Annotated in this window: 16 protein-coding genes; 4 read left to right on the plus strand and 12 right to left on the minus strand. The window is 72.1% G+C overall.

Annotated elements, in window-relative coordinates; all coding sequences use genetic code 11:
• Positions 1–46: 46 nt before the first annotated feature.
• The 10 genes from FDO69_RS08955 to FDO69_RS09000 all read right to left on the minus strand — a co-directional run bounded on the left by FDO69_RS08955 (position 47) and on the right by FDO69_RS09000 (position 12756).
• Positions 47–466 (minus strand): hypothetical protein, encoded by a 420-nt coding sequence (locus FDO69_RS08955; RefSeq protein WP_104779196.1) that lies wholly within the window; start codon positions 464–466, stop codon positions 47–49.
• Positions 463–2094 (minus strand): ATP synthase subunit B family protein, encoded by a 1632-nt coding sequence (locus FDO69_RS08960; RefSeq protein ID WP_138430076.1) that lies wholly within the window; start codon positions 2092–2094, stop codon positions 463–465. Before FDO69_RS08960 ends, FDO69_RS08955 begins: the two co-directional genes overlap by 4 nt.
• Entirely contained in the window at positions 2091–3416 is a 1326-nt protein-coding gene (locus FDO69_RS08965) for an OmpA family protein (protein WP_104779198.1), read from the minus strand. Before FDO69_RS08965 ends, FDO69_RS08960 begins: the two co-directional genes overlap by 4 nt.
• The gene (locus FDO69_RS08970; protein WP_104779199.1) at positions 3413–4318 is read right to left on the minus strand and encodes a hypothetical protein; all 906 of its coding nucleotides are present in this window, start codon (positions 4316–4318) and stop codon (positions 3413–3415) included. The genes FDO69_RS08965 and FDO69_RS08970 overlap by 4 nt, the downstream gene beginning before the upstream one ends.
• A gap of 92 nt (positions 4319–4410) precedes the next feature.
• Positions 4411–6705, minus strand: a complete 2295-nt coding sequence (locus FDO69_RS08975; protein ID WP_104779200.1) for a hypothetical protein — start codon at positions 6703–6705, stop codon at positions 4411–4413.
• Positions 6692–7321, minus strand: a complete 630-nt coding sequence (locus tag FDO69_RS08980; RefSeq protein ID WP_104779201.1) for a toll/interleukin-1 receptor domain-containing protein — start codon at positions 7319–7321, stop codon at positions 6692–6694. Before FDO69_RS08980 ends, FDO69_RS08975 begins: the two co-directional genes overlap by 14 nt.
• A 265-nt stretch (positions 7322–7586) precedes the next feature.
• Positions 7587–8885: a helix-turn-helix domain-containing protein gene (locus FDO69_RS08985; protein WP_104779202.1), complete on the minus strand. Its 1299-nt coding sequence runs from the start codon at positions 8883–8885 to the stop codon at positions 7587–7589.
• Positions 8886–9163: 278 nt separating this feature from the next.
• Positions 9164–9418 (minus strand): DUF6458 family protein, encoded by a 255-nt coding sequence (locus FDO69_RS08990; protein WP_031118113.1) that lies wholly within the window; start codon positions 9416–9418, stop codon positions 9164–9166.
• Between the two features lie 88 nt (positions 9419–9506).
• Positions 9507–10853 (minus strand): M18 family aminopeptidase, encoded by a 1347-nt coding sequence (locus tag FDO69_RS08995; RefSeq protein ID WP_104779203.1) that lies wholly within the window; start codon positions 10851–10853, stop codon positions 9507–9509.
• Positions 10854–10929: 76 nt separating this feature from the next.
• Positions 10930–12756 (minus strand): acyl-CoA dehydrogenase, encoded by a 1827-nt coding sequence (locus FDO69_RS09000; protein ID WP_104779204.1) that lies wholly within the window; start codon positions 12754–12756, stop codon positions 10930–10932.
• A gap of 237 nt (positions 12757–12993) precedes the next feature.
• Between FDO69_RS09000 and FDO69_RS09005 the strand changes: the two genes are divergently transcribed.
• Positions 12994–13458 (plus strand): SseB family protein, encoded by a 465-nt coding sequence (locus FDO69_RS09005; protein WP_031137485.1) that lies wholly within the window; start codon positions 12994–12996, stop codon positions 13456–13458.
• A 162-nt stretch (positions 13459–13620) separates the two neighbouring features.
• Here FDO69_RS09005 and FDO69_RS09010 read toward each other — a convergent pair whose 3' ends face one another.
• Entirely contained in the window at positions 13621–14352 is a 732-nt protein-coding gene (locus FDO69_RS09010; RefSeq protein ID WP_104779205.1) for a TetR/AcrR family transcriptional regulator C-terminal domain-containing protein, read from the minus strand.
• A gap of 139 nt (positions 14353–14491) precedes the next feature.
• On the opposite strand from FDO69_RS09010, the gene FDO69_RS09015 reads away from it, so the two are divergent.
• The 3 genes from FDO69_RS09015 to FDO69_RS09025 all read left to right on the plus strand — a co-directional run bounded on the left by FDO69_RS09015 (position 14492) and on the right by FDO69_RS09025 (position 18345).
• On the plus strand, positions 14492–16030 hold the full coding sequence (locus FDO69_RS09015; protein ID WP_104779206.1) for an MFS transporter: 1539 nt from the start codon (positions 14492–14494) through the stop codon (positions 16028–16030).
• Between the two features lie 175 nt (positions 16031–16205).
• Complete coding sequence (locus tag FDO69_RS09020; RefSeq protein WP_104779207.1) at positions 16206–17183, plus strand: pirin family protein; 978 nt, start codon at positions 16206–16208, stop codon at positions 17181–17183.
• A gap of 85 nt (positions 17184–17268) precedes the next feature.
• Positions 17269–18345, plus strand: a complete 1077-nt coding sequence (locus FDO69_RS09025) for an AI-2E family transporter (RefSeq protein ID WP_167526548.1) — start codon at positions 17269–17271, stop codon at positions 18343–18345.
• 887 nt (positions 18346–19232) lie between these two features.
• Here the strand turns inward: FDO69_RS09025 and FDO69_RS09030 are convergent.
• Positions 19233–21371: an ATP-binding SpoIIE family protein phosphatase gene (locus tag FDO69_RS09030; protein ID WP_104779208.1), complete on the minus strand. Its 2139-nt coding sequence runs from the start codon at positions 21369–21371 to the stop codon at positions 19233–19235.
• Positions 21372–21481: the final 110 nt, after the last annotated feature.

Raw genomic sequence — 21481 nt, forward strand, 5'->3', positions numbered from 1 at the left:
GTGTGCGTCAGCGGTTGAGGGTGAGTCGGCCGGAGGGGCCGGTGTGTCAGTGCGTGAAGACGAGCAGCAGGCAGTTGGCGGCGGCCAGCACGCCGTAGCAGAACAGCGTCGGCCGGGACAGCAGCACGGCGAACCAGGACACCGGGCCGCCGTAGCGCTCGGCGTCCATGGTGAACGGGGGCGGCGGGTCGTCCCCGTCGCCGACGACCCTCTCGTAGAGGGCGCGGAAGAGGCGCTCCTGTCTGAGGTAGTAGCCGTCGAGCAGCCAGAAGCCGACGGCGAGGGCCAGGGCCACGGGGATCGTCTCGCGGCCCGGGCTCCGGTCCGCGACCGCGACGAGCACGCCGCTCAGCGTGATGCACCAGCCCTTGATCAGGAACGAGTTGTTGCCGAGCCGGGCGATCACGCTTTGGAGCAGCTCAAGGTGCTTGAGGCGCTGTTCGTCGAGGACCGGGCCGCCGCTCATGCGGAGGGCGCCTCGTCCGGCCCGGGCGGGTCTTCCCCTGTCGCCCCGGTTGCGGGTGGTGTCCGGTCCGGCTCGGGCGCGGCTTCGTCCGTCGCCCGGGTTGCGGGTGGTGTCCGGTCCGGCTCGGCCGCCGTGTCCCGCCGGAACCGCCCGCCGTCCGGCTCCGTCGCTGCTTCCTCTGTCGCCCGGGTTCCGGGCTGTGCCTGGTCCGGGCCGGGCGGGTTTCCCCCCGTCGCGTGGTCGCCGGGCGCTTCCTCGGGTGCCGGGGGCGCCGGAGGTTCGGTGTCCGGCTGCGCGAACTGCGCGTTCAGCTCGTCGACGGTGTCCTCCAGCCAGTTCTCCAGCAGATCCGGGGCGTACCGGTCCAGCAGTCCGTCGCCGTGTTCCAGGATCTCCAGCCGCAGGCGTGGCAGACCGGACCTGCCGTCGGCCCCCGCCGGGTCCCGGCCCGGGCCGACCGGCCACGCGTAGCCGCGCAACGGCAGCTCCAGGCTGCCGGCGACGCCGCTGTCGGCCCGCTCCTCGACGATCAGGACGCAGGCGTCGTCCACGGCGCGGTGCGCGTCGGCCTCCGCCTGTTCCAGAGCGGAGCGCAGCCGGTGCCAGGAGGTGCTGTGCGCGACGAGCCGCTGCCTCGCCTCGGACACCAGCCGGTCCGCGCTCTCCTCGGCGTCCGACGCCGTGGCCGCCGCCGACTTGTGGGCCTCGGCGTACGGGTTGTGCGCGAGGACGGCCGTCGCCGACGTGGCGAGGCCGAGCGAGACGATGAGGAACATCGCCATCACCGTGCCGGCCGTGTCGAACGCCAGCGGGTTGCTCTGGTCCGCCCGCGTGTAGGCGGTCGTGGCGACCAGCCCGAGGAGCAGCAGGTTGGCGAGGACCGGAAGCACCGGTGCCGACCAGGGCAGGTCGTCCGGTCGCCGGGTCTCGGTGCGGGGGCCGTCCAGCCGCAGCGCGTGCCGCAGGGCGGGCCACGGAGCCCGCCGCACCCGCTCGGTCCGGTGAGCGGCGCGGACCCGCAGCCGGAACAGCGATCTCGCCAGCCAGCAGCTCAGCGCGAACTGGAGGGTGGACACCCCGAGGGCGACGAGGAAGGAGAGGCCGTAGACCACGTTCTGCCACAGGTCACCCGGGCCGACGCTCAGGGCCTGTGCCGTGGCCTGGCCTACGAAGGGCAGGTCGAACAGGCCGCTCAGCCCCAGCATCACCCACTGGAGCCACGACCACGGCTTCCGGCTGCGGCGCAGGCCCTCCGGCCCGTCCGCGGAGTGCCGGGCCCGTACCACGCCGACCCGGCTCCGGGCCTCGTCCGCGGTCCGGCCGATGGTGAAGCGTTCCACGGCGTCGATCGCGGTCAGCGCCGACTGGAACGTCTCCACCATGACCGTGCCCAGGTCCCCGAGGTGCCTCTGGGCCTTGGCCAAGCCTGTGTTGGCCTGCGCGAAGGCCCTCATCAGCACGGCGCGCTCCCGGCTGTCCACCGGATCGGCCGGCCTCTCGGCGGGCCCCGGCACGCCGGGACCCACCAGGGGGAGGAACGACTTGGGGCAGGGTATCGGCGCCTCGCGGGCGCCCCCGTGCTGCGAACCGTTGCTGCCGTTCACTTTCATGGCGGTGCCTCGCCTCACTTCCGGATGATCTCGATGTCCACGCGGCGGTCGCACTGCAACCGCTGCTCCCGGGTCATGTCGTCGGCGGGCTTGTCCTCCGTCTCGGGACAGCCCGGTGACCGGCCTCGGCCCCGCGCGGTCACCCGGGAGGCGGGCACCCCGTGGTCGACGAGGACCTCCCGCACCGCGTCCGCACGGTCCTGGGACAGCTCGCGGTCGTTGCCGGTGCCGCCGCGCGGGTCGACGTAGCCGCTGACCACGACCCGGTCCAGGGCCGGGGTGGTGCGTGCGGTCGCGGCGACGTCGGCGAGCGTGCCGCCGGCCGCCTGCCGCAGCCGCGGCGAGTCGGTGTCGAACAGGGCGGCGCCCGGCAGCGTGATCGTGCGTGAGCGGCTGGTCCCGTAGCGCACCACCGGCTCGCCCGGGGAACCCGGCCGGGCCGGGGTGGGGGAGTCCGCCGTGACGGAGGCGTCCCGGGCGTCGCACGTGCCGCCGGCCCGCTCGCACAGCGTGGTCCACAGCTTTCGCAGCCAGCGGCGCTGCGTCGGGTCGGCCGAGGGCTGGCCGCCCGCGGAGTGCCCCAGGCCCACGAAGGTGACCTTCACCCCGGACAGCGGGGGAAGCTCGCTGAACTCCCCCTGCGCGGCGCACACCGAGACGATGGACTTGAGGTCCTGCGGCGAGCCGAACCGCGCTCCCCGCAGATCGGCGCAGCCCGCGGTGGACAGGCCGTCACTGAGCACGAGCAACCGCCGCTCTCCCTCGGCACCGCTGAGCAACTCGGCCCCCGCCGTCAGCGCGGCGAGGACGTCGGTGCCCCCGTCCACGGGCGGTGTCCGCTGGGCGGTGGCGAGGTCGTCGCGGAGACAGCCGTTCGCGGCCTGGCGGTTCAGCTCCTGGTTGCGCGGGTTGTCGTTGCTCTCCTTCCAGTCGCCGGGCCGGTCCTGCACCGTCCACACGACGTCACCCGCGGGTCCGCCGAAGGTGCCTATGGAGACGGTCTCCCCCTGCTCGTCCCCCTTGGCGAGCAGGTCCTTGATCGTCAGCCCGTAGTCGGGGCCCCGGGCACCGGCCTTCTTGACGTGCACGGACGCCGAACCGTCGACGAGGACGACGGTGCTGCCGGCGGCCGCGGTGGGCGCCTGGGTCTTCGTCCAGGCGCACCCGGCTCTCTCGTCCTCCTCCTCGCAGCCGGTCAGCGCGGCGGCGGCCGTCAGGACCCCCACCACCGCGACGGCGGCGGACAGCCGGCGGCCACGGCGGTACGGCGCCCGCGGCCGGGCGGGCAGGGCCGCGCAATCGTCGGGGTGCCGCTGCCGGGCACCGCGTGCGGCGCTCATCGGGCCGGTCCTTCGGGCGCAATGGCGTCCTCGATCAAGGAGGACTCGCTGAGCCCCATCTCCCGGCGGAACGCGCTGATCGCCTTGTCGTAGGCGTCCGCGAACTCGAACAGCCCGGCCTCCTGGTGGGCGCCGCGTGCCCCCTCCAGTGTCGTGATCAGCGCGTCGACGCTCGTACGGCGCTGCCTGCGCAGTCCCTCCATCACCTTGCGGAAGTCCTGGTCGGCCAGGGTGGCCGCGAACGGGACCAGCAGGCGCCTCTGATGGGCGTCGAGTTCGCCGATCAGCTCCAGCTCGCTGATCACCTCAAGCCAGGCCTCGGTGAGCTCCCGTGCCCGCTCCGCCCTGATCAGGCCCAGGCGCTGCGTCTCGCGGAGCGTCAGCTCGTGCAGGCGGTGCGGCAGCACGTGTTCGCGCAGGGCGGGGTCGACCCGGACCCGGACCGAGGGCGTGCAGCGGATGAGGCCCTCGGTGTCGTCGAAGCACCAGTTGCCGTCGATCGACAGTTTCTTGTTGATCGCGCTCTCGGCTGCGACCGGGTCGGCCGGGTCGCAGTCGCGGGCGGCCGACCAGCCGACCCGGAGCAGTTCCTCACGCGCGGTCGCCTCGTGGTGGACGACGCGTTCCTTCAGCGTCTCCCGGGACATCGCCGAGCTGTTCCACTGGAACGTCGGGAACACCTCGTAGGAGAAGACGTCGTCCCGCGCCGCCATGGCGAGCGGTGTCTCCGGGGGCGGGGACTGCACGAAAACCTTCCTGCGGCGGGGCTGGGAAGCGGCCCCCTCCCCGTCGTCGGAGCCGGTGGTCTCCGGTTCCTCGTCGAAGCCGTCGTCGTACCGGTTCCTGCGCCAGGTGCGCCACGCCTCGCGCAGCGTGGCGAACAGGCCTTTGCGCCGTGCCATGTCGATCCTCCTGAGGGGTTGTCCGTTTTCGGGTGTCGTGTGCCGAGGCCGGGTGGTGCGGGTGGGAGAAGAGGGGGCGAGGGGTGCCGGGCTCACCGGCCGCGCAGGGCGCGCAGGAGCTGGGCCACCAGCCGGGCGTCGGGCTGCTGACGCGCCCAGATGCTCAGGTGGAAGACCGCGCGGCGGCTGAGAACGCGCGGTTGCCAGGCCCTGAGGGCGAACTTCTCCAGGAACAGGGACAGTTCCGCGTCCTCGTCGGCCGCCACCAGCCAGTCGCGCAGCTGGTGCCACGCCTGACCCGAGTGGGCCGGGTCGATCAGCGCGCGCTGCCACAGCAGCAGGAGCGTCTCCTCACGCGCGGGCGACCCCATCGCCTGGTGGGCGAGCGTGGAGCGGAACAGCAGCTCGGGGCCCGCGGCCAAGGGGCCGAGGACGAGCAGCGTGCGGACCGCGTGGCGCGGCAGGTGGCCGTCGTCCGAACGGATCCACTGCCCGAGCGCCTCGGCGACGGGCTCCGCGCCGTCCTTCGCGAGGAACAGCGTCGCGGTCGAGTAGGCCACGGACGCGTAAGGGTCGAGCGCGGGCCTGCCGGCCAGGTCCCGCAGGGCCCGCAGGGTGCCCGGCACGTCTTGGGTCCCCACCTGCGTCCCGTAGGCCCGCGCGGCGCTGTCCTGGAGCTGCGGACGGGGACTGCCGGCCCAGTCCCGTACCTGACGGGCGACCTGGGCCGTGAGCCGCGGGTCACCGGCCGCCATCGCCACCGACAGCGCCGTGGCGGCGTAGCGGCGGTCCCGCACCGACGGGCTGCGCGCCCAGTCCTTCACCACATCCCGGTAGGCGCCGTCGAAGTCGTGCCGGAGCAGGTGGCCGACGATCACGGCGGCCCGGGCGCCGACCCGCTCCAGACGGTCGTCGGCCATGGCCCGCAGCCATGCCACCAGCGGATCGCGCAGCCAGCCGAACCCGTGCCAGATCACCTCGACGACCGCCGGCATCAGCTCCGGGTCCGTGAGCCGGGCGCGGCGCGGGTTGTCGGCCAGGTGGGCGCCGGGTTCGGCGGCGATGCCCATGCCCGGCGCGACCAGCCGGTCCAGGTCCAGCTCGAAGACGGGGCGGGCGGGCGCCGACTCCCGGTACTCGGCGCGCAGCATCTCGGCGCTCAGCCGGGTGCCCATCCGCAGGACGTCGGACAGCGGCAGGTCGTGGCCGAGAACGTACGAGATCCGCACGGCCTGGTGGTGGGTCTCGGCTTCCGAGGCGGAGGGTTCGTCGGCGTCCTGCGCCTCCGACAGCTTCAGGAACCGCCTGGCGAGGCTCCGCAGGTCCTCGTGCGGGGTGTCGAGAAGGACGTCCAGGGCGTCCTCGGGTCCGTGCAGGCACGCGGCGATGTTCCGGGCGAAGGAGGTGACCCAGTCGACGGTGCGGGCGGCGTCGAGTTTGCCGCTCACCCGGGCGTCGTCCAGCACCCCGTCGGCGAACCGGCGCAGTCCCGCACGGTCGCAGCGGTCGCGGTCCGCGCACCGGGCGCGGTGCGCGTCGAGCGCGGAGCGCAGGTGCGCCTCCAGCACCGGCCTCAGTTCGGCACGCTGGTGCCGGACGGAGTAAGGGGACGCGAGGTCGTCGTCGGTGCCGGTTTCCTTGACGACCAGGACCACGTACGCCCCGATCTCGCGGGCGAGCAGGCTGAGTGCCTTGAGCGTGCTCTGACCGGGGCTCCGGGCTCCCAGGCCGACCAGGACGCCCTCCCCGGGCTTCAGGAAGCGGCGGGCCTGCGCGACCAGGGCCTGCAGAACGTCGGCCTCCGCGCTGTGCAGGACGGCGACGTGGTCGCTGCCGCACCGGTCGGCCAGCAGGAAGGTGCCCGTGCCCTCACGCCCGCTGCCCCTCTGCCCGACCAGGACGACGAGGTGGTGGTCGTGCAGCGTTTCGGCCATCCGGTCCTGCTGCGGGGCGGGATGGTGCAGCTGGTGCTGCCGTGCCGCCTCCGTGGCGTCCAGGCGTATGAGCTGGAGTTCGGCGCCCTTGGCCGTGCCGACGTTCAGCGTGTAGGCGTTTCCGCCGAAGGCCATGGCGTTGTTGAACGTCTCGCTGAAGGCGGCGACGGACAGGGCCTCGGCCTTGTACTTGTCCTCGGCATCGCGTGCCCGAGGCTGGGCGGGCCGGGAGGTGTCGTCGCCCGGCGGGGAGTCGGCCGCCTCTCCGGGCTCCTCTTCGTGCCGGCCGTCGCCGTCCGGGCCGGGGCCCGCCTCCTCGCCGGGGTCGGCCGGGGTGGTGCCGTCCGGCGCGGGCGGCTCGTCGTGGCCTGCGGGCGGGGCCTCCTGTCTCGGCTCGGGGGCGGGTCCGGGTTCCGGGGCGCCGGGCGCGGGGAGGTCGTCAGTCGTGCTCATGGGCGTTCCTGTCGTAGTCCTCGGGGGCGTTGTACGTGTTCGCCGTGTTGTCGGTGCCGAAGAAGGTCGCCGAACCGTGGTGGAAGTTCTCGATGTGGTTCGTCGCTCCGCCGCTGTCGCCCCGGGGCCGGCGCGGGCGCCTGCGGCTCAGGTCGGGAACCGCCTTGTGGACCGCCTCGAAGAGTTGCGGGAAGTCGATGTGTTCCTGATGCGGCCGGAAGATCTCGCCCTGGTGACTGCTCAGCTTCCGGATGTCGTCCGGGAGTTCGGCCGCGTCGGGGAGATCGGCACCGTCGACCCGGACCGGGAGCACTTTGATGCCCCAGGCGAGGGCCAGGGCGATCTCCTTGCGGACCCAGTCCTCCGGGTCGTCGATGCAGCGGCTGCCCTCGTCGTCGGTCACCGATGCCCACCCCTGGCCCATCACCGCGAGCAGCAGGTCGCACTTGCGCAGGGCCCTCAGGATCTCGTCGGGGAAATGAGCACCTTTCCGGATCGACCGCTGGTCCCGGAACACCTCCTGCTCGCCGAACTCTCGCCGCAGCGCGGTGTCGAGATGCGGACCGGTCGGACCGGTGTCCGCGCGACGGAAGTTGACGAAGATACGGGGCGCCATAGTGGTCCTCGCTTCGAGAGGGCACGCACCCGGAAGGTCCGGGTGAGCGGGACGGAAAACCGGGAGCCCTGTGCTCCGCGGACGGTGGGAGACGACCGCCGGGCACTGCCGGCGGTGAGTGAAATCGACGTTTTCAGCCGCCGTAAGGGCGGTCAACGCGTTGCCTGTTGACACTTCCGGTGCCAACAGGACACAGGCGACCGGGAGCGGCCGTCGGTGTCGGCCCGGGCGGCCGACGCGGCCCGGGCGTGGTGGTACGGGGCCCTCAGGTCGTGCGGTCCCCGCGCAGGCTCGCTGCGATGACCGGCAGGATGTCGCGGACCGCGGGATGTTTCCGCCGGGTGGCCAGTGACGACCTCAGTTGCCGCAAGTCGGCCCGTACGGTGGCGGAGTCGGTGCTGCGGACGTCCTGGGCGACCGAGCGGGCGACCGCGCAGGCCCGGTCGACGTCGTCGGCGTCCGCCAGGGCGAGGGCCAGCCGGGCTCCGTGGCGGGCGCGGGCCCGCAGGGCGTGCGGAGCGATGCTGTCCCGGCCCGTGTCGAGCAGGGCGACGGCGACCTCGGACTCGCCGAGTTCCCGCAGGCACCAGGCCGCGACGAAGCCGGCGAGGTCGGGGAGGTGGGTGCTGCCCAGGGTGGGGGTGTGGTCCGTCCCGCTCCGGGCGGTGCCCACGAGTTCGGCGCCGCGGTCCAGGGCGCGCCGGCAGTGCGTCTCGCTGCCCATGAGCGCGTATCCCTGGGCCTCGCGCTGTGCGGCCAGTTGCCTGGTCCGCAGACCGCGGGCCTGTCGCCCGGCCGCCTCTGCGAGGTCCACGGTGGTCTGCGCGTCACCCTGGTAGAGAGCGAGCTCGGCCTGGCGCAGCAGCGTGTACGCGGCCATCTCGTGATCGCCGCACGAGGTGGCCAGCTGTGCCGCCTGCTCGGTCCACCAGCGGGCGGCCCGGTCGTCGCCGGCCTCCTGCCACATCCATCCCGTGTACTCGGCGAAGCGCGCGGCGAGCCGGAGCACGGCGGTGCGGCTCGCGGGGGCGGCGGCGTGGGCGAGGCCGCGCAGCGCCCCGGTGGCCGCGCTGCTCAGCGGGATCACGAGGGCGGGGCCGGAGCACTGGCCGAGCCGTCGGTACTCGTCGAACACGGCGTGGAACGCGGGGAGCGACGCCTCCGCGGAGACGGCGTCCGAGCGGCCCGGTGCGATGACCCAGTGCGCCGTGACCGCCGGTGTGTTGCCGTCCGCGGGGGTCGCGGCGGCACGGGTCGTGAAGCTGCTGCCGCCGTCGGCGGACAGACTCAGCGACCAGGGCACGTCGTCATCGCCGCGCGGGGCGGGGTGTTCCTCGGGTGTCCGTGCCGCGGCGGGGACCAGGGCGAGCAGCTCACCGTCCGCGCGCAGCTTGGCGTCGCAGGCGCGGGCGAGTTCGATGCTGGGGTTGCGGTGGCCTCGCTCGATCTTGCTCAGGTGCGACCTCGTCGCATGGACGAGCCGTCCCATGTCTGTCAGCGACTTGCCGGACTCGTTCCTCCGCCGGCGCAGTTCCTCACCGAACGTCGGGGCCTGTGCTGACATGGTGGCTCCCCCGCCTCGTGCCGATCGTGGCTTGATTTTGGCACACCTTGCAGCAAGATCATCTATTAAATGCAGATATGCAAAAAGTGGTAGCTCATACGTTCTATGTCTGAAATCTACGTTCGAATGTCAAGTGGTGAACGAGAGTTGAAGCGCACAGCGGCGAGGGCGCGGGGACTCGATCGCCCCGCGCCCTCGAACGCGACCCTTCCGTACCGGAGGGTGTGCCGCAGATCTCCGCTCTCCGTGCTGCGACGGACACCCGAGCGCCTCCGGGATCAGACCCCGTAGCCGTCGCTGTAACCGTCGCGGCGGTGGTGGTGTACCGCCGGGTCGTCCACGACCGGGGTCGTGGGGGGCACCACCACGCGTCGGCGCCTGGCGATGCTGCTGAACGTGGTGACGCCGATCAGTCCGACGATCATCAGGATGATGCCGACCAGGTCGAGGTTGACCCCCTGCATGTCCCAGTCGGTCGCGAACGTGAGGATGGCTCCCACGGCGATGAGGATGATGCATCCGCCGAGGCCCATGTGTGTCGCCTCCCTGTACGGTCCGGTCGTTCCGGTCCCGGAACACCGGGTACCCCCGAAGGGAACGCCCATGCGGTGACGGCCCGTTCTACCTCTCGAGGAACGCCGCCAGCGCGCCCGCGAGCAGGAACGGGTCGTCGGCGCCGCACAGTTCGCGGACGCTGTGCATGGACAGGATGGCCACGCCGATGTCGACGGTCCTGATGCCGTGCCGGGCGGCCGTGATCGGGCCGATCGTGGTGCCGCAGGGCATGGAGTTGTTGGAGACGAAGGACTGGAAGGGCACGCCGGCCGCCTCGCAGGCCGCCGTGAACTCCGCCCGTCCCGAACCGTCCGTGGCGTAGCGGTTGTTGACGTTGACCTTGAGGATCGGGCCGCCGTTGACGCGCGGGTGGTGCGTCGGGTCGTGCCGCTCCGCGTAGTTGGGGTGGACGGCGTGGCCCGTGTCGGAGGACAGGCACACGCTGCCGGCGAAGGCGCGGGCCCGGTCCTCGAAGGAACCGCCGCGGGCGAACACCGAGCGCTCCAGCACGTTGCCGAGCAGCGGCCCGTCCGCGCCGGTGTCCGACTGGGAGCCGTTCTCCTCGTGGTCGAAGGCGGCCAGGACGGGGATGGACGCCGGCTGCGACGACGACGAGGCGACGGCCGCCAGGGCCGCCGTGCCGGCGTGCACCGACAGGAGGTTGTCCATCCGAGGGCCGGCCAGCAGCTCGCCGTCGCGGCCCAGGTAGGCGGGCGGTTCCACGGAGTGCGTCATCAGGTCCCAGCCGGTGACCTCGCCCGCCGGGAGTCCGGCCGCCTCCTCCAGGAAGGCGATCAGATCGCCGTCGCGGACGTCGCCGCCGAGGCCCCACACCGGCTGCATGTGCCGCTGCTTGTCGAGCTTGAGGCCGTCGGCCGTCACCGAGCGGTCCAGGTGGATGGCGAGCTGCGGAACGCGCAGCAGCGGCCGGTCGACGTTGACCAGACGCGTCGAGCCGTCGCGCAGGGTCAGCCGGCCCGCGAGGCCGAGATCGCGGTCCAGCCAGGAGTTGAGCAGCGGTCCGCCGTAGATCTCCACGGCCACCTGGCGCCAGCCGTGCGTCCCGCTGTCGGGGAGCGGCTTGACGCGCAGGTTGGGGGAGTCGGTGTGGGCGCCGACGATCCGGAACGGCGTGTGGGGCGCTGCGCCCTCCGGCACGTACCAGGCGACGATCGCGCCGCCGCGCAGCACGTACTTGCCGCCGCTCCCCGCGGCGGAAGCCGCTGCGGTGACATCAGCGGCCGCCGCCGCGGGCACCGCGTCCCAGGCGTCCGTCTCGGCGACCTGCCTGAAGCCCGCCTTCTCCAGTCGCTCGGCGGCCGTGGCCACGGCGTGGTACGGCGAGGGGCTCGCCGCGAGGAAGGTCATGAGGTCGTCGGTGTGGCCGCGGTCGAAGCGGGCTCGTTCGGTCATGGGTTCACTTTAACGACGGACGAGGGCCCGTTCCCGGGGTAGGGGAACGGGCCCTCGAACAGAGGACGTGAAAGATCTAGAACGCGGCCTCGTCCAGCTCCATCAGGTCCAGCTCGACACCCTCGGCGACCTTGCGGGCCAGGGTGACGCCCGGCAGGACGTTGGCGGCGAAGAACTTCGCGGCGGCGATCTTGCCGGTGTAGAAGGCCTTGTCCTTGGCGGTGGCCGTCTCCAGCTTCGCGGCGGCGACCGCTGCGCCCTTGAGTAGCAGGTAGCCGACGACGACGTCACCGGAGGCCATCAGCAGGCGGGTGCTGTTGAGGCCCACCTTGTAGATGTTCTTGACGTCCTGCTCGGTGGCCGCCAGGTCGGTGAGCATCAGGCCGACGATGGCCTCCAGCTCGACGGCGGCCTTGGCGAGGTGCTCGCGGGCCGCGCCGAGCTCCTCGCCGCCCTCACCGAGCGCCAGGAACTTCTTGATGTCCTCGGCGAGGGAGTTCAGCGCGGCGCCCTGGTTGCGGACGATCTTCCGGAAGAAGAAGTCCTGGCCCTGGATGGCCGTGGTGCCCTCGTAGAGGGTGTCGATCTTGGAGTCCCGGATGTACTGCTCGATCGGGTACTCCTGGAGGAAACCGGAGCCACCGAAGGTCTGCAGCGACTGGGCGAGCTGCTCGTAACCCTTCTCGGAGCCGTAGCCCTTGACGATGGGCAGCAGCAGGTCGTTCAGGGCCTCCAGGGCGGAGATGTCCTCGCCGGCGGCCTCCTTGACCTGGATCTCGTCCTGGATGGAAGCCGTGTAGAGCACCAGGGCGCGCATGCCCTCGGCGTAGGCCTTCTGCGTCATGAGCGAGCGGCGCACGTCGGGGTGGTGGGTGACGGTGACCTTGGGCGCGGTCTTGTCCATGAAGTTCGCCAGGTCGGGGCCCTGGACGCGCTCCTTGGCGTACTCCAGGGCGTTGAGGTAGCCCGTGGAGAGCGTGGAGATCGCCTTCGTGCCGACCATCATGCGGGCGAACTCGATGATCCGGAACATCTGGCGGATGCCGTCGTGCTTGTCACCGATCAGCCAGCCCTTGGCGGGGTGCTGGTCGCCGAAGGTCATCTCGCAGGTGTTGGAGGCCTTCAGGCCCATCTTGTGCTCGACGTTCGTGGCGTAGACGCCGTTGCGCTCGCCCAGCTCGCCGGTCTCGAAGTCGAAGAGGTACTTCGGGACGAGGAAGAGGGACAGGCCCTTGGTGCCGGGGCCGGCGCCCTCGGGGCGGGCCAGCACGTAGTGGAGGATGTTCTCCGACATGTCGTGCTCACCGGAGGTGATGAAGCGCTTCACGCCCTCGATGTGCCAGGAGCCGTCCTCCTGCTGCACGGCCTTGGTGCGGCCGGCGCCCACGTCGGAGCCCGCGTCGGGCTCGGTGAGCACCATCGTGGAGCCCCACTGCTTGTCCACGGCGACCTTGGCTATGTGCTTTTGGACCTCGTTGCCCTCCTCGAAGAGGATGCCGGCGAAGGCCGGGCCCGAGGAGTACATCCACACGGCCGGGTTGGCGCCCAGGATCAGCTCGGCGTAGGCCCAGATCAGGGAGCGGGGCGAGGTGGTGCCGCCGATCTCCTCGGGCAGGCCCAGGCGCCAGTACTCGGAGTCCATGAAGGCCTGGTAGCTCTTCTTGAAGGACGCGGGGACCGGCGCGGTGTTGGTCTGCGGGTCGAAGACCGGCGGGTTGCGGTCGGCGTCGATGAAGGACTCGGCCAGCTCGTTCTCCGAGAGGCGGGTCATCTCCTCCAGGATGCTTTTCGCGGTCTCGACGTCCATCTCCTCGAAGGGACCGGTGCCGTACACCTTGTCTCGCCCGAGTACTTCGAAGAGGTTGAACTCGATGTCGCGGAGATTCGACTTGTAGTGCCCCATGGCGACGGCTCCCGGCTCCGTAGAGAGATCGGCGAGGCACTGGATCCTCGCGCTAGTTCACGTACCAACAAGTAGCTCCGATGATGCTACCCGTCGGTAATAAGAAGCAACCCCGATCCGTCATCTGTGACAGGTCACACCGGAACGGTCAATGCCCCGGTGCGGCCGTTCGCCCTCGGTTTGCCGGGAGCGCCGTACCGGCCCACCCGCCCGTCCGCTCTCGGTACGCTTGCGCTCATGTACGGCTACGACCAGACAGCGGGCCCCCAAGGGCAGTACGCCCCTCCGCAGCAGCCGATGTCCGGCGGATACGGGCAGCAGCAGCCGCTGTACCCCGAGCCGTCCCCGCCCTCCCTCACGGACGCGGTGCGTGCCTTCACCACCGGGCAGATGGCCGCCGAGGACTTCCAGCAGGTCTTCGCGACGTCGAAGGTGTACTGCCCGCGCGGCGACAACCCCGGGTTCCTCGCCCTGCACAACACCCAGCAGCCGGTGATCCCGATGTTCAGCACGCTCAAGGAGCTGCGCCGGTACGCGGGCAAGGAGTCCAAGTACTTCGTGATCACCGGTGCCGAAGTACTGGACCTCCTGCCGACCGGCTACGGCTTCGTCCTCGACATGGAGGGCGAGCACCGCATGGTGTTCGACGCGAAGGCCGTCGAGCAGATGGTCGAGTTCGCGATGCGCCGGATGTACGGCTAGGGCCTGTCGTTTGGATCGGGTCGGCCGAGAGTGACTGCGCCTCTCGGCCGACCCGAGCCCCGCGACGCCGGCATGATCAAGCCCGGCCAGTGTTAACAACGCTCGTGATCAATACACCTAGACGCCATTGCTGCGCAGAGGGCGGCTGAGGCCCGGCGGTGGTCACTTCGGCAGGCGCAGCGCCAGGCCGTCCAGGACGACCTCCAGGCCGTAGGCGAACTTGTCGTCGCGCAGCTTCGCTGGATCGGTGGCCTCGGCACTGGTCTCGGGGCCGGCCGCCGCCAGGTGGTCGTAGCCGGCCGAGACCTGCTGGGCCGTGGGCAGCAGGCGCGCGACGAATTCCGCCTCCGTCTCGCCCGAGCGCGCGACCGTGGTGAGCCAGGCGGCCTCGGTCGTGCTCATGCCGATGACGTACGAGAAGACGGCGTCGATCGCCCGGCTCGGCTCGGGGAATCCCGCCGCCGTGAACAGGGCCGCCAGCCGCTCCGAGAAGCTCATGTAGTTCGGTCCCAGGTAGGCGAGCCCGGCCTGGCCGAGGACCAGGGTCAGCCAGGGATGCCGTAGCGCCGTCGTACGGAAGGACCCGGCCGCCTCGGTCACCGCCGCGCGCCAGTCGGGGTCGCCGGCCGGCGGGACGTGGATCTCGGCGGCGACCTCGTCCACCGCGAGTTCCATCAGCTCGTCCTTCGTCGCCACGTGCCGGTACAGCGAGGTCGCTCCCGCGTTCAGGCGCGCGCCGAGCTTGCGCATGGAGAGCGCCTCGATGCCCTCGGCGTCGAGCATCGCGATCGCCTCGCGGACGATCGCGTCCCGACTGAGGGCGGGCTGGTCGGTCCGGCGCTGCTCGCGGGTCCAGACGGACGGGATGGGGTTCTTGTCCTTCGCCCTGCTCATCGGGGTCCCTCCTGTTTGAACCTCTGCGCGCGAACAGCGTGCGCAGTCAGCGTACAGAACTCAAGCGTTGCGAACACCGTTCCCCTGTGCGTACAGTGTTCGCATCGAAGGAACGATGTTCGCAGGAGGGGAAGAGGACATGGAAGCTCGCAATCCACGCCGCTGGTGGATCCTGATCGTGCTGTGCCTGAGCACGCTGGTCCTGGTCGTCGACAACATGGCGCTGACGGTCGCGGTGCCCACGCTGACCGAGGACCTCGGAGCGAGCGCCCAGGACATGCAATGGATCCTCGACTCCTACACCCTCGTCTTCGCCGGACTGCTGCTGACCACGGGAAGCCTCGGGGACCGGTTCGGGCGCCGGAGGGTGATGCTGATCGGGCTGCTGCTGTTCGGGGCGGCCTCGCTGGGGGCGGTGTTCTGCTCCAGCCCGGGTGAGCTGATCGCGGTTCGGATCGCGATGGGCGTCGGCGGCGCGCTGATCATGCCCTCGACCCTGTCGATCCTGATCACCGTCTTCGACGAGGACGAGCGGCCCAAGGCGATGGCGGCGTGGGGCTCGGTGTCGATGCTGGGGCTGGTCGGCAGCCCGGTGCTCGGCGGCGTGCTGATCGACCACTTCGCCTGGCAGGCGATCTTCCTGATCAACATCCCGATCGTCGGCCTCGCCCTGCTGGCCGGTGTGCTGCTGATGCCGGAGTCGAAGGCGCCGTGGCAGAAGCCGGACCCGCTGGGCGCGGTGCTGTCGGCGGTGGGTATGACGGCCCTGGTGTGGTGGATCATCGAGATCCCGCAGCACGGCGCGTTCGAGACCCGCTCCCTGATCGTCCTGGCCGTCGCGGTGCTCGCCCTGGCCGGCTTCGTGACCTGGCAGAACGTGACCCCCTCGCCGATGGTCCCGCTGGTCCTCTTCAAGCACCGCAACTTCAGCGGCGGATCGCTCTCCCTGGCGCTCGTCCAGATCGGCAACGCCGGTCTGCTGCTGGTGCTGACCCAGTACCTCCAGTTCGTCCTCGGCTGGTCCGCGGTCAAGGCGGGCCTGGCCTTCCTGCCGCTGGCCGTTGCCGCGCTGGCCGGCAACGCGGCCGGGGCGCAGCTCGCCGTCAAGGCGGGCAACCGGTTCGTCATCCTCGGCGGGATGCTGCTGATGGCCGCGTCCTTCGGACTGCTGACCACGCTCAGCGCCGACAGCGGCTTCACGGTCCCGGCCGTGGCGCTGGGGATCCTGGGCCTGGGCGCGGGCCTGGCGATGCCGGCCGCGGTGGCCGCGCTGATGGGCACCATCCCGGAGGACAAGGCCGGCGTCGGCTCGGCCCTCAACGACACCATCCAGCAGTCCGGCACCGCCCTCGGCATCGCGATCCTCGGCTCCCTGCTGTCCGGCGGCTACGCGGACGAGATGCCAGCCGGTGCCCCCGAGCAGGCCCGGGAGTCCATCGGTGGAGCGCTGGCCGTCGCCGGCGGTGACACGGGGCTGGTGCGGGCGGCCCGGGAGGCCTTCGCCGCCTCGATGTCGACGACCTTCACGATCAGCGCGCTCGGGGTCCTGGCCGCGGCGGTCGTCGCCACGCTGGTGATGCGGGACCGGAAGCCCGCGTCCGGCGACGTGTCCGAGGCTGCGTCCGCCCAGGCCGTGCCCGCGGGGGCGGTGAGCGAGGAGCACGAGCCGGCCGCCTGACCCCGGCGCCCGAGGGCCGTCACCCCGCAACGGGGTGACGGCCTTTCGCCATGCCGGTCTCCCGTGGTTCGCTGCGCCGTCCCCCGGGGCGGGAATGTCCTCCCGGTTTTCTCTGTTCAGGGTGGCAGAAAGTTCAACGCTCAACTAAACTGGGCGTACACGAGGAGGAACCGACATGCCTGCAGTGACCGTCGAGAACCCGTTGACGCTGCCCCGCGTGACCGCGCCGGCCGAAGCCGTGGCACGTCCCGTACTTGCCGTCACGACCGCTCCGAGCGGTTTCGAGGGCGAGGGCTTCCCGGTACGCCGGGCGTTCGCGGGGATCAACTACCGCCATCTCGACCCGTTCATCATGATGGACCAGATGGGCGAGGTGGAGTACGCGCCGGGCGAGCCCAAGGGCACGCCGTGGCACCCGCACCGCGGCTTCGAGACCGTCACCTACATCATCGACGGGATCTTCGACCACCAGGACTCCAACGGCGGTGGCGGCACCATCACCAACGGGGACACCCAGTGGATGACCGCGGGCTCGGGCCTGCTGCACATCGAGGCCCCACCCGAGCATCTCGTCGTCTCCGGCGGGCTCTTCCACGGTCTGCAGCTGTGGGTGAACCTCCCGGCCAAGGACAAGATGATGGCCCCGCGCTACCAGGACATCCGCAGTGGCTCGGTCCAGCTGCTCACCTCCCCCGACGGCGGCGCGCTGCTGCGCGTCATCGCCGGTGAGCTGGACGGCCACGAGGGGCCCGGCATCACGCACACGCCGATCACGATGGTCCACGCGACCCTCGCGCCGGGTGCGGAGCTGACCCTGCCGTGGCGCGAGGACTTCAACGGCCTCGCGTACGTCCTGGCGGGCAAGGGTGCGGTCGGTGCGGAGCGGCGCCCGGTCCACATGGGCCAGACCGCGGTCTTCGGCGCCGGCGGTTCGCTGACCGTCCGCGCGGACGAGAAGCAGGACGGACACACGCCGGACCTGGAGGTCGTCCTGCTCGGCGGACAGCCCATCCGCGAGCCGATGGCCCACTACGGCCCGTTCGTCATGAACACCAAGGACGAGCTCATGCAGGCCTTCGAGGACTTCCAGAAGGGCCGCCTGGGCACGGTCCCGGCGGTGCACGGGATGACCGCGAGCGGTCCGCAGGACTGACGCGGTACGGGGGCTGCTGACGCCCCGTCACCCTGGCGGGCCTCCCTGACGGGACGGCCCGCCCGGGGCGTGGTCGGGTGGGGATGTGCAGGCCTCCACCCCGGTGCTCCCCGAAGCCGCCCGGCGTCTCGCCGCCTGGTGTGCCGTCCTGCTGCTCCTCGCCGGAGTCGTCTACGTCGGGATCCGGCTCGTCGCGGAGTTCCGGACCGCCGTCGTGCCCGTGCTGCTCGCGCTGCTCGGGACGGCGCTGCTCGGGCCGCTGCACCGGCGGCTGGTGAAGGCCGGGGTGCACCGGTCGGTCGCGGCCGGGCTCACCTGTGTCGCGGTGGTCGCCGTGGTCGGCGGGGCCGTGTACATCGTGGTCGCCGCGCTCATCGACACCGGCGACGAGATCGTCGCCTCGCTCAAGGAGGCCGCGCGGGGCGTCTCCGCGCACTTCGGGGCGGCCGGCACCTCGCTGGACGACCTCGCCTCCAACGCCCGGGAACTGCTGGGGAAGTTCGGCGGTACGGCCGCCTCCGGCGTGATCAGCGGCGTGAGCGTGGTCGGCGAGTCCATCGCCATGGCCGTCCTCGCGCTGCTGCTCGTCTTCTTCTTCCTGCGCGACTCCGACAAGGCCGCCGGGACGCTGCGTTCGCTGGCGCCCCGAGGAGCGGCCGACACCCTGGAGGCCATGGCGCGGCGCGCCCTGAGGGCCGTCGAGGGGTTCATGCGCGGCACGACCCTCATCGCCCTCATCGACGCGCTCTGCATCACCGTCGGGCTGCTCGTCCTGGACGTGCCGGGTGCGGCCGGGCTGGGTGCGCTGGTCTTCGTCGGGGCCTACATCCCCTACCTCGGCGCGTTCATCTCGGGAGCCCTGGCCGTGCTGGTCGCGCTCGCCGACCGGGGGTTCGTCATCGCGCTGTGGGCGCTCGGGGTGGTCCTCGCCGTGCAGGTGCTGGAGGGGCACGTGCTCCAGCCGATGATCCAGAGCCGGACCGTGCAGATGCACCCGGCGGTGGTGATGGTGACGATCACGGCCGGGGCGTCCGTCGCCGGGATCCTCGGCATGCTGCTGGCCGTCCCGCTCACGGCGGCGGCCTTCGGCATCATCCAGGAACTGCGCACCCGCTACGCCGACGAGGAGCCGTCGCCCGGGCCGTCCTCGCAGGAGGCGTGACCGCTACGGCGACGAGGAGCCGTCGCCCGGGCCGTCCTCGCAGGAGGCGTGACCGCTACGGCGACGAGGAGCCGTCGCCCGGGCCGTCCTCGCAGGAGGCGTGACCGCTACGGCGACGAGGAGCCGTCGCCCGGGCCGTCCTCGCAGGAGGCGTGACCGCTACGGCGACGAGGAGCCGTCGCCCGGGCCGTCCTCGCAGGAGGCGTGACCGCTACGGCGACGAGGAGCCGTCGCCCGGGCCGTCCTCGCAGGAGGCGTGACCGCTACGGCGACGAGGAGCCGTCGCCCGGGCCGTCCTCGCAGGAGGCGTGACCGCTACGGCGACGAGGAGCCGTCGCCCGGGCCGTCCTCGCAGGAGGCGTGACCGCTACGGCGACGAGGAGCCGTCGCCCGGGCCGTCCTCGCAGGAGGCGTGACCGCTACGGCGACGAGGAGCCGTCGCCCGGGCCGTCCTCGCAGGAGGCGTGACCGCTACGGCGACGAGGAGCCGTCGCCCGGGCCGTCCTCGCAGGAGGCGTGACCGCTACGGCGACGAGGAGCCGTCGCCCGGGCCGTCCTCGCAGGAGGCGTGACCGCTACGGCGACGAGGAGCCGTCGCCCGGGCCGTCCTCGCAGGAGGCGTGACCGCTACGGCGACGAGGAGCCGTCGCCCGGGCCGTCCTCGCAGGAGGCGTGACCGCTACGGCGACGAGGAGCCGTCGCCCGGGCCGTCCTCGCAGGAGGCGTGACCGCTACGGCGACGAGGAGCCGTCGCCCGGGCCGTCCTCGCAGGAGGCGTGACCGCTACGGCGACCAGGAGCCGTCGCCCGGGCCGTCCTCGCAGGAGGCGTGACCGCTACGGCGACCAGGAGCCGTCGCCCGGGCCGTCCTCGCAGGGGGCGTGACCGCTACGGCGACCAGGAGCCGTCGCCCGAGCCGTCCGGGGACTCGTGGAGCTCGAACCAGATGCTCTTGCCCTCGCCGCGCGGCTCCACCCCCCAGGCGTGCGCGAGCAGTTCGATCAGCACCAGGCCGCGGCCGGACGACGCAAGCTCCCCGGGGCTGCGCCGGTGCGGCAGGTCGTCGCCGGCGTCCGTGACCTCGATCCGCAGCCGCCGCCCGCCCACCTCACCCGTCATCTCGGCGACCAGCAGCGCGTCGGAGTCGGTGTGCACGAGGACGTTCGTCAGCAGCTCGGACAGCAGCAGCACCGCCGAGTCGACCTGGTCCCGCGAGACCCAGTCGTGCAGCAGCTCGCGCAGCTGCCGGCGGGCGACCGCGACCCGCTCGGGCTCGGCCTGCGCCACGGTCAGCACCGAGCGCCGCACCGGAGGCCGTACGGTCATCGCGTCGCCGCAGCCGCAGCCCCCGCCCTCCCGGCTCAGCAGCAGCATCGCGATGTCGTCCTCGCGGCGGTCCGCCAGCGGGCCGGTGGTGTGGTGCGAGGACGGCCCGTGCACGGCCTGCACCAGGGCGTCGGCGAGTTCCTCCAGATCGCCCTTGTGCTCCTCCAGGATCACGCGCAGCCGCCGCCAGCCGGTGTCCAGGTCGTGGCCGCCGGTCTCGAGCAGGCCGTCCGTGCAGATCAGCATGGTCTCGCCGGGTTCCAGGGTGAGCCGGGTCGTGGGGTAGTCGGCGTCCGGGTCGATGCCCAGCGGCAGCCCGCCCGACGTCGGCCGGGTCAGCACCGTGCCGTCGGCCATCCGGATCGCCGGGTCCGGATGCCCGGCGCGGGCGATGTCCAGCACCCCCGTCGCCGGGTCGACCTCGACGTACACGCAGGTCGCGAATCGCGGGTCGGCCGGGTCCTCGTCGCTGATGCCGTGCAGGAAGCGGGAGGCGCGCGACAGCACCGCGTCCGGGCGGTGGCCCTCCGAGGCGTAGGCCCGCAGGGCGATCCGCAGCTGGCCCATGAGGCCCGCCGCCCGGACGTCATGGCCCTGCACGTCACCGATGACCAGCGCGAACCGTCCGCTGGGCAGCGGGATCACGTCGTACCAGTCGCCGCCGACCTGGAGCCCGCCGCCGGTGGGGACGTAGCGGGCGGCGACGCTCATGCCCGGGATGCGCTGCGGTCCGAGCCTCGGCAGCATCGTGCGCTGGAGGCCGTCGGTCAGGGCCCGCTCGCTCTCGGCCAGGCCCGCCCGGGCCAGGGCCTGCGCCAGCATCCGGGCCACCGTCGCCAGCACGGACCGCTCGTCCGGGGTGAACGCCACCGGGTAGGTGAACGCCGCCATCCACGCCCCCATCGTGCGCCCGGCCACGGTCAGCGGCAGGAACGCCCAGGAGCGGCGGCCGAAGCGCTCGGCGAGGGGCCAGGTCAGCGGGTAGCGAGCCTTGTACTGCTCGGCGGAGGACAGGTACACGGCCCGGCCGGTCCGCACCACCTCGGCGGCCGGGTAGTCGGTGTCCAGCGGCATGTCGGAGAAGGGGTTCTCGGTGCCCCGCTGCTGCCCGTGGTGGCCGATGATCGTCAGGCGATCGCTCGCGACGCCGAACACCGCGAGACCGTCCGGTGAGAAGCCGGGCATCGACAGGTTCGCCGTGACCCGCAGGACCTCCTGGGTGGAGCGCGCCTCGGCCAGCGCCCGGCCCGCGTCGAGCAGGAACGCCTCCCGGGAGCGCCGCCAGTCCCCGGTCACCGCACTGCGCCCGGCCGGTGTGCCCGGCGTCGGCTCGGTGACCTCCTGGAGCGTGCCGATCATCCGGTACGCCTTGCGGACCCGGTCGAAGGACGGCTTGGAGCGGCTGCGGACGACCCGGACGACCCGGCCCAGCTCGTCCATGATCCGGATCCGGACCTCGGCGAGGGTGCCCTCGGCCACGGCCAGCTGGATCACACCGGTGATCTCGTTCCAGTCAACGGGGTGCAGCCGGGCCCGGGCCTGAGCCTCGGTGAGGCTGGCCTGCTCGGCGGGCAGCCCGAGCAACCGGGCTGCCTCGGCATCGACCGTGACCAGCCCGGTGGCGGTGTCCCAGTGCCACAGGCCGGTCGCGAGGGCGGCAAGGGCCTCCCCCACGGCGGGCAGAGGCTCGCCAGTGCGCATTGCCCTACTTTAAGAAGACGTGCTCGAACGCTGCCACCGATGGGGACACGTACCCGAACGGCGGTGACTGCGTGCTCGATCGACAACTGGGGAGAGTCGATCTTCGCCTG

Origin of the sequence: Streptomyces tibetensis (assembly GCF_007655005.1) — a bacterium.
GTDB classification, from domain to species: Bacteria; Actinomycetota; Actinomycetes; order Streptomycetales; family Streptomycetaceae; genus Streptomyces; species Streptomyces tibetensis.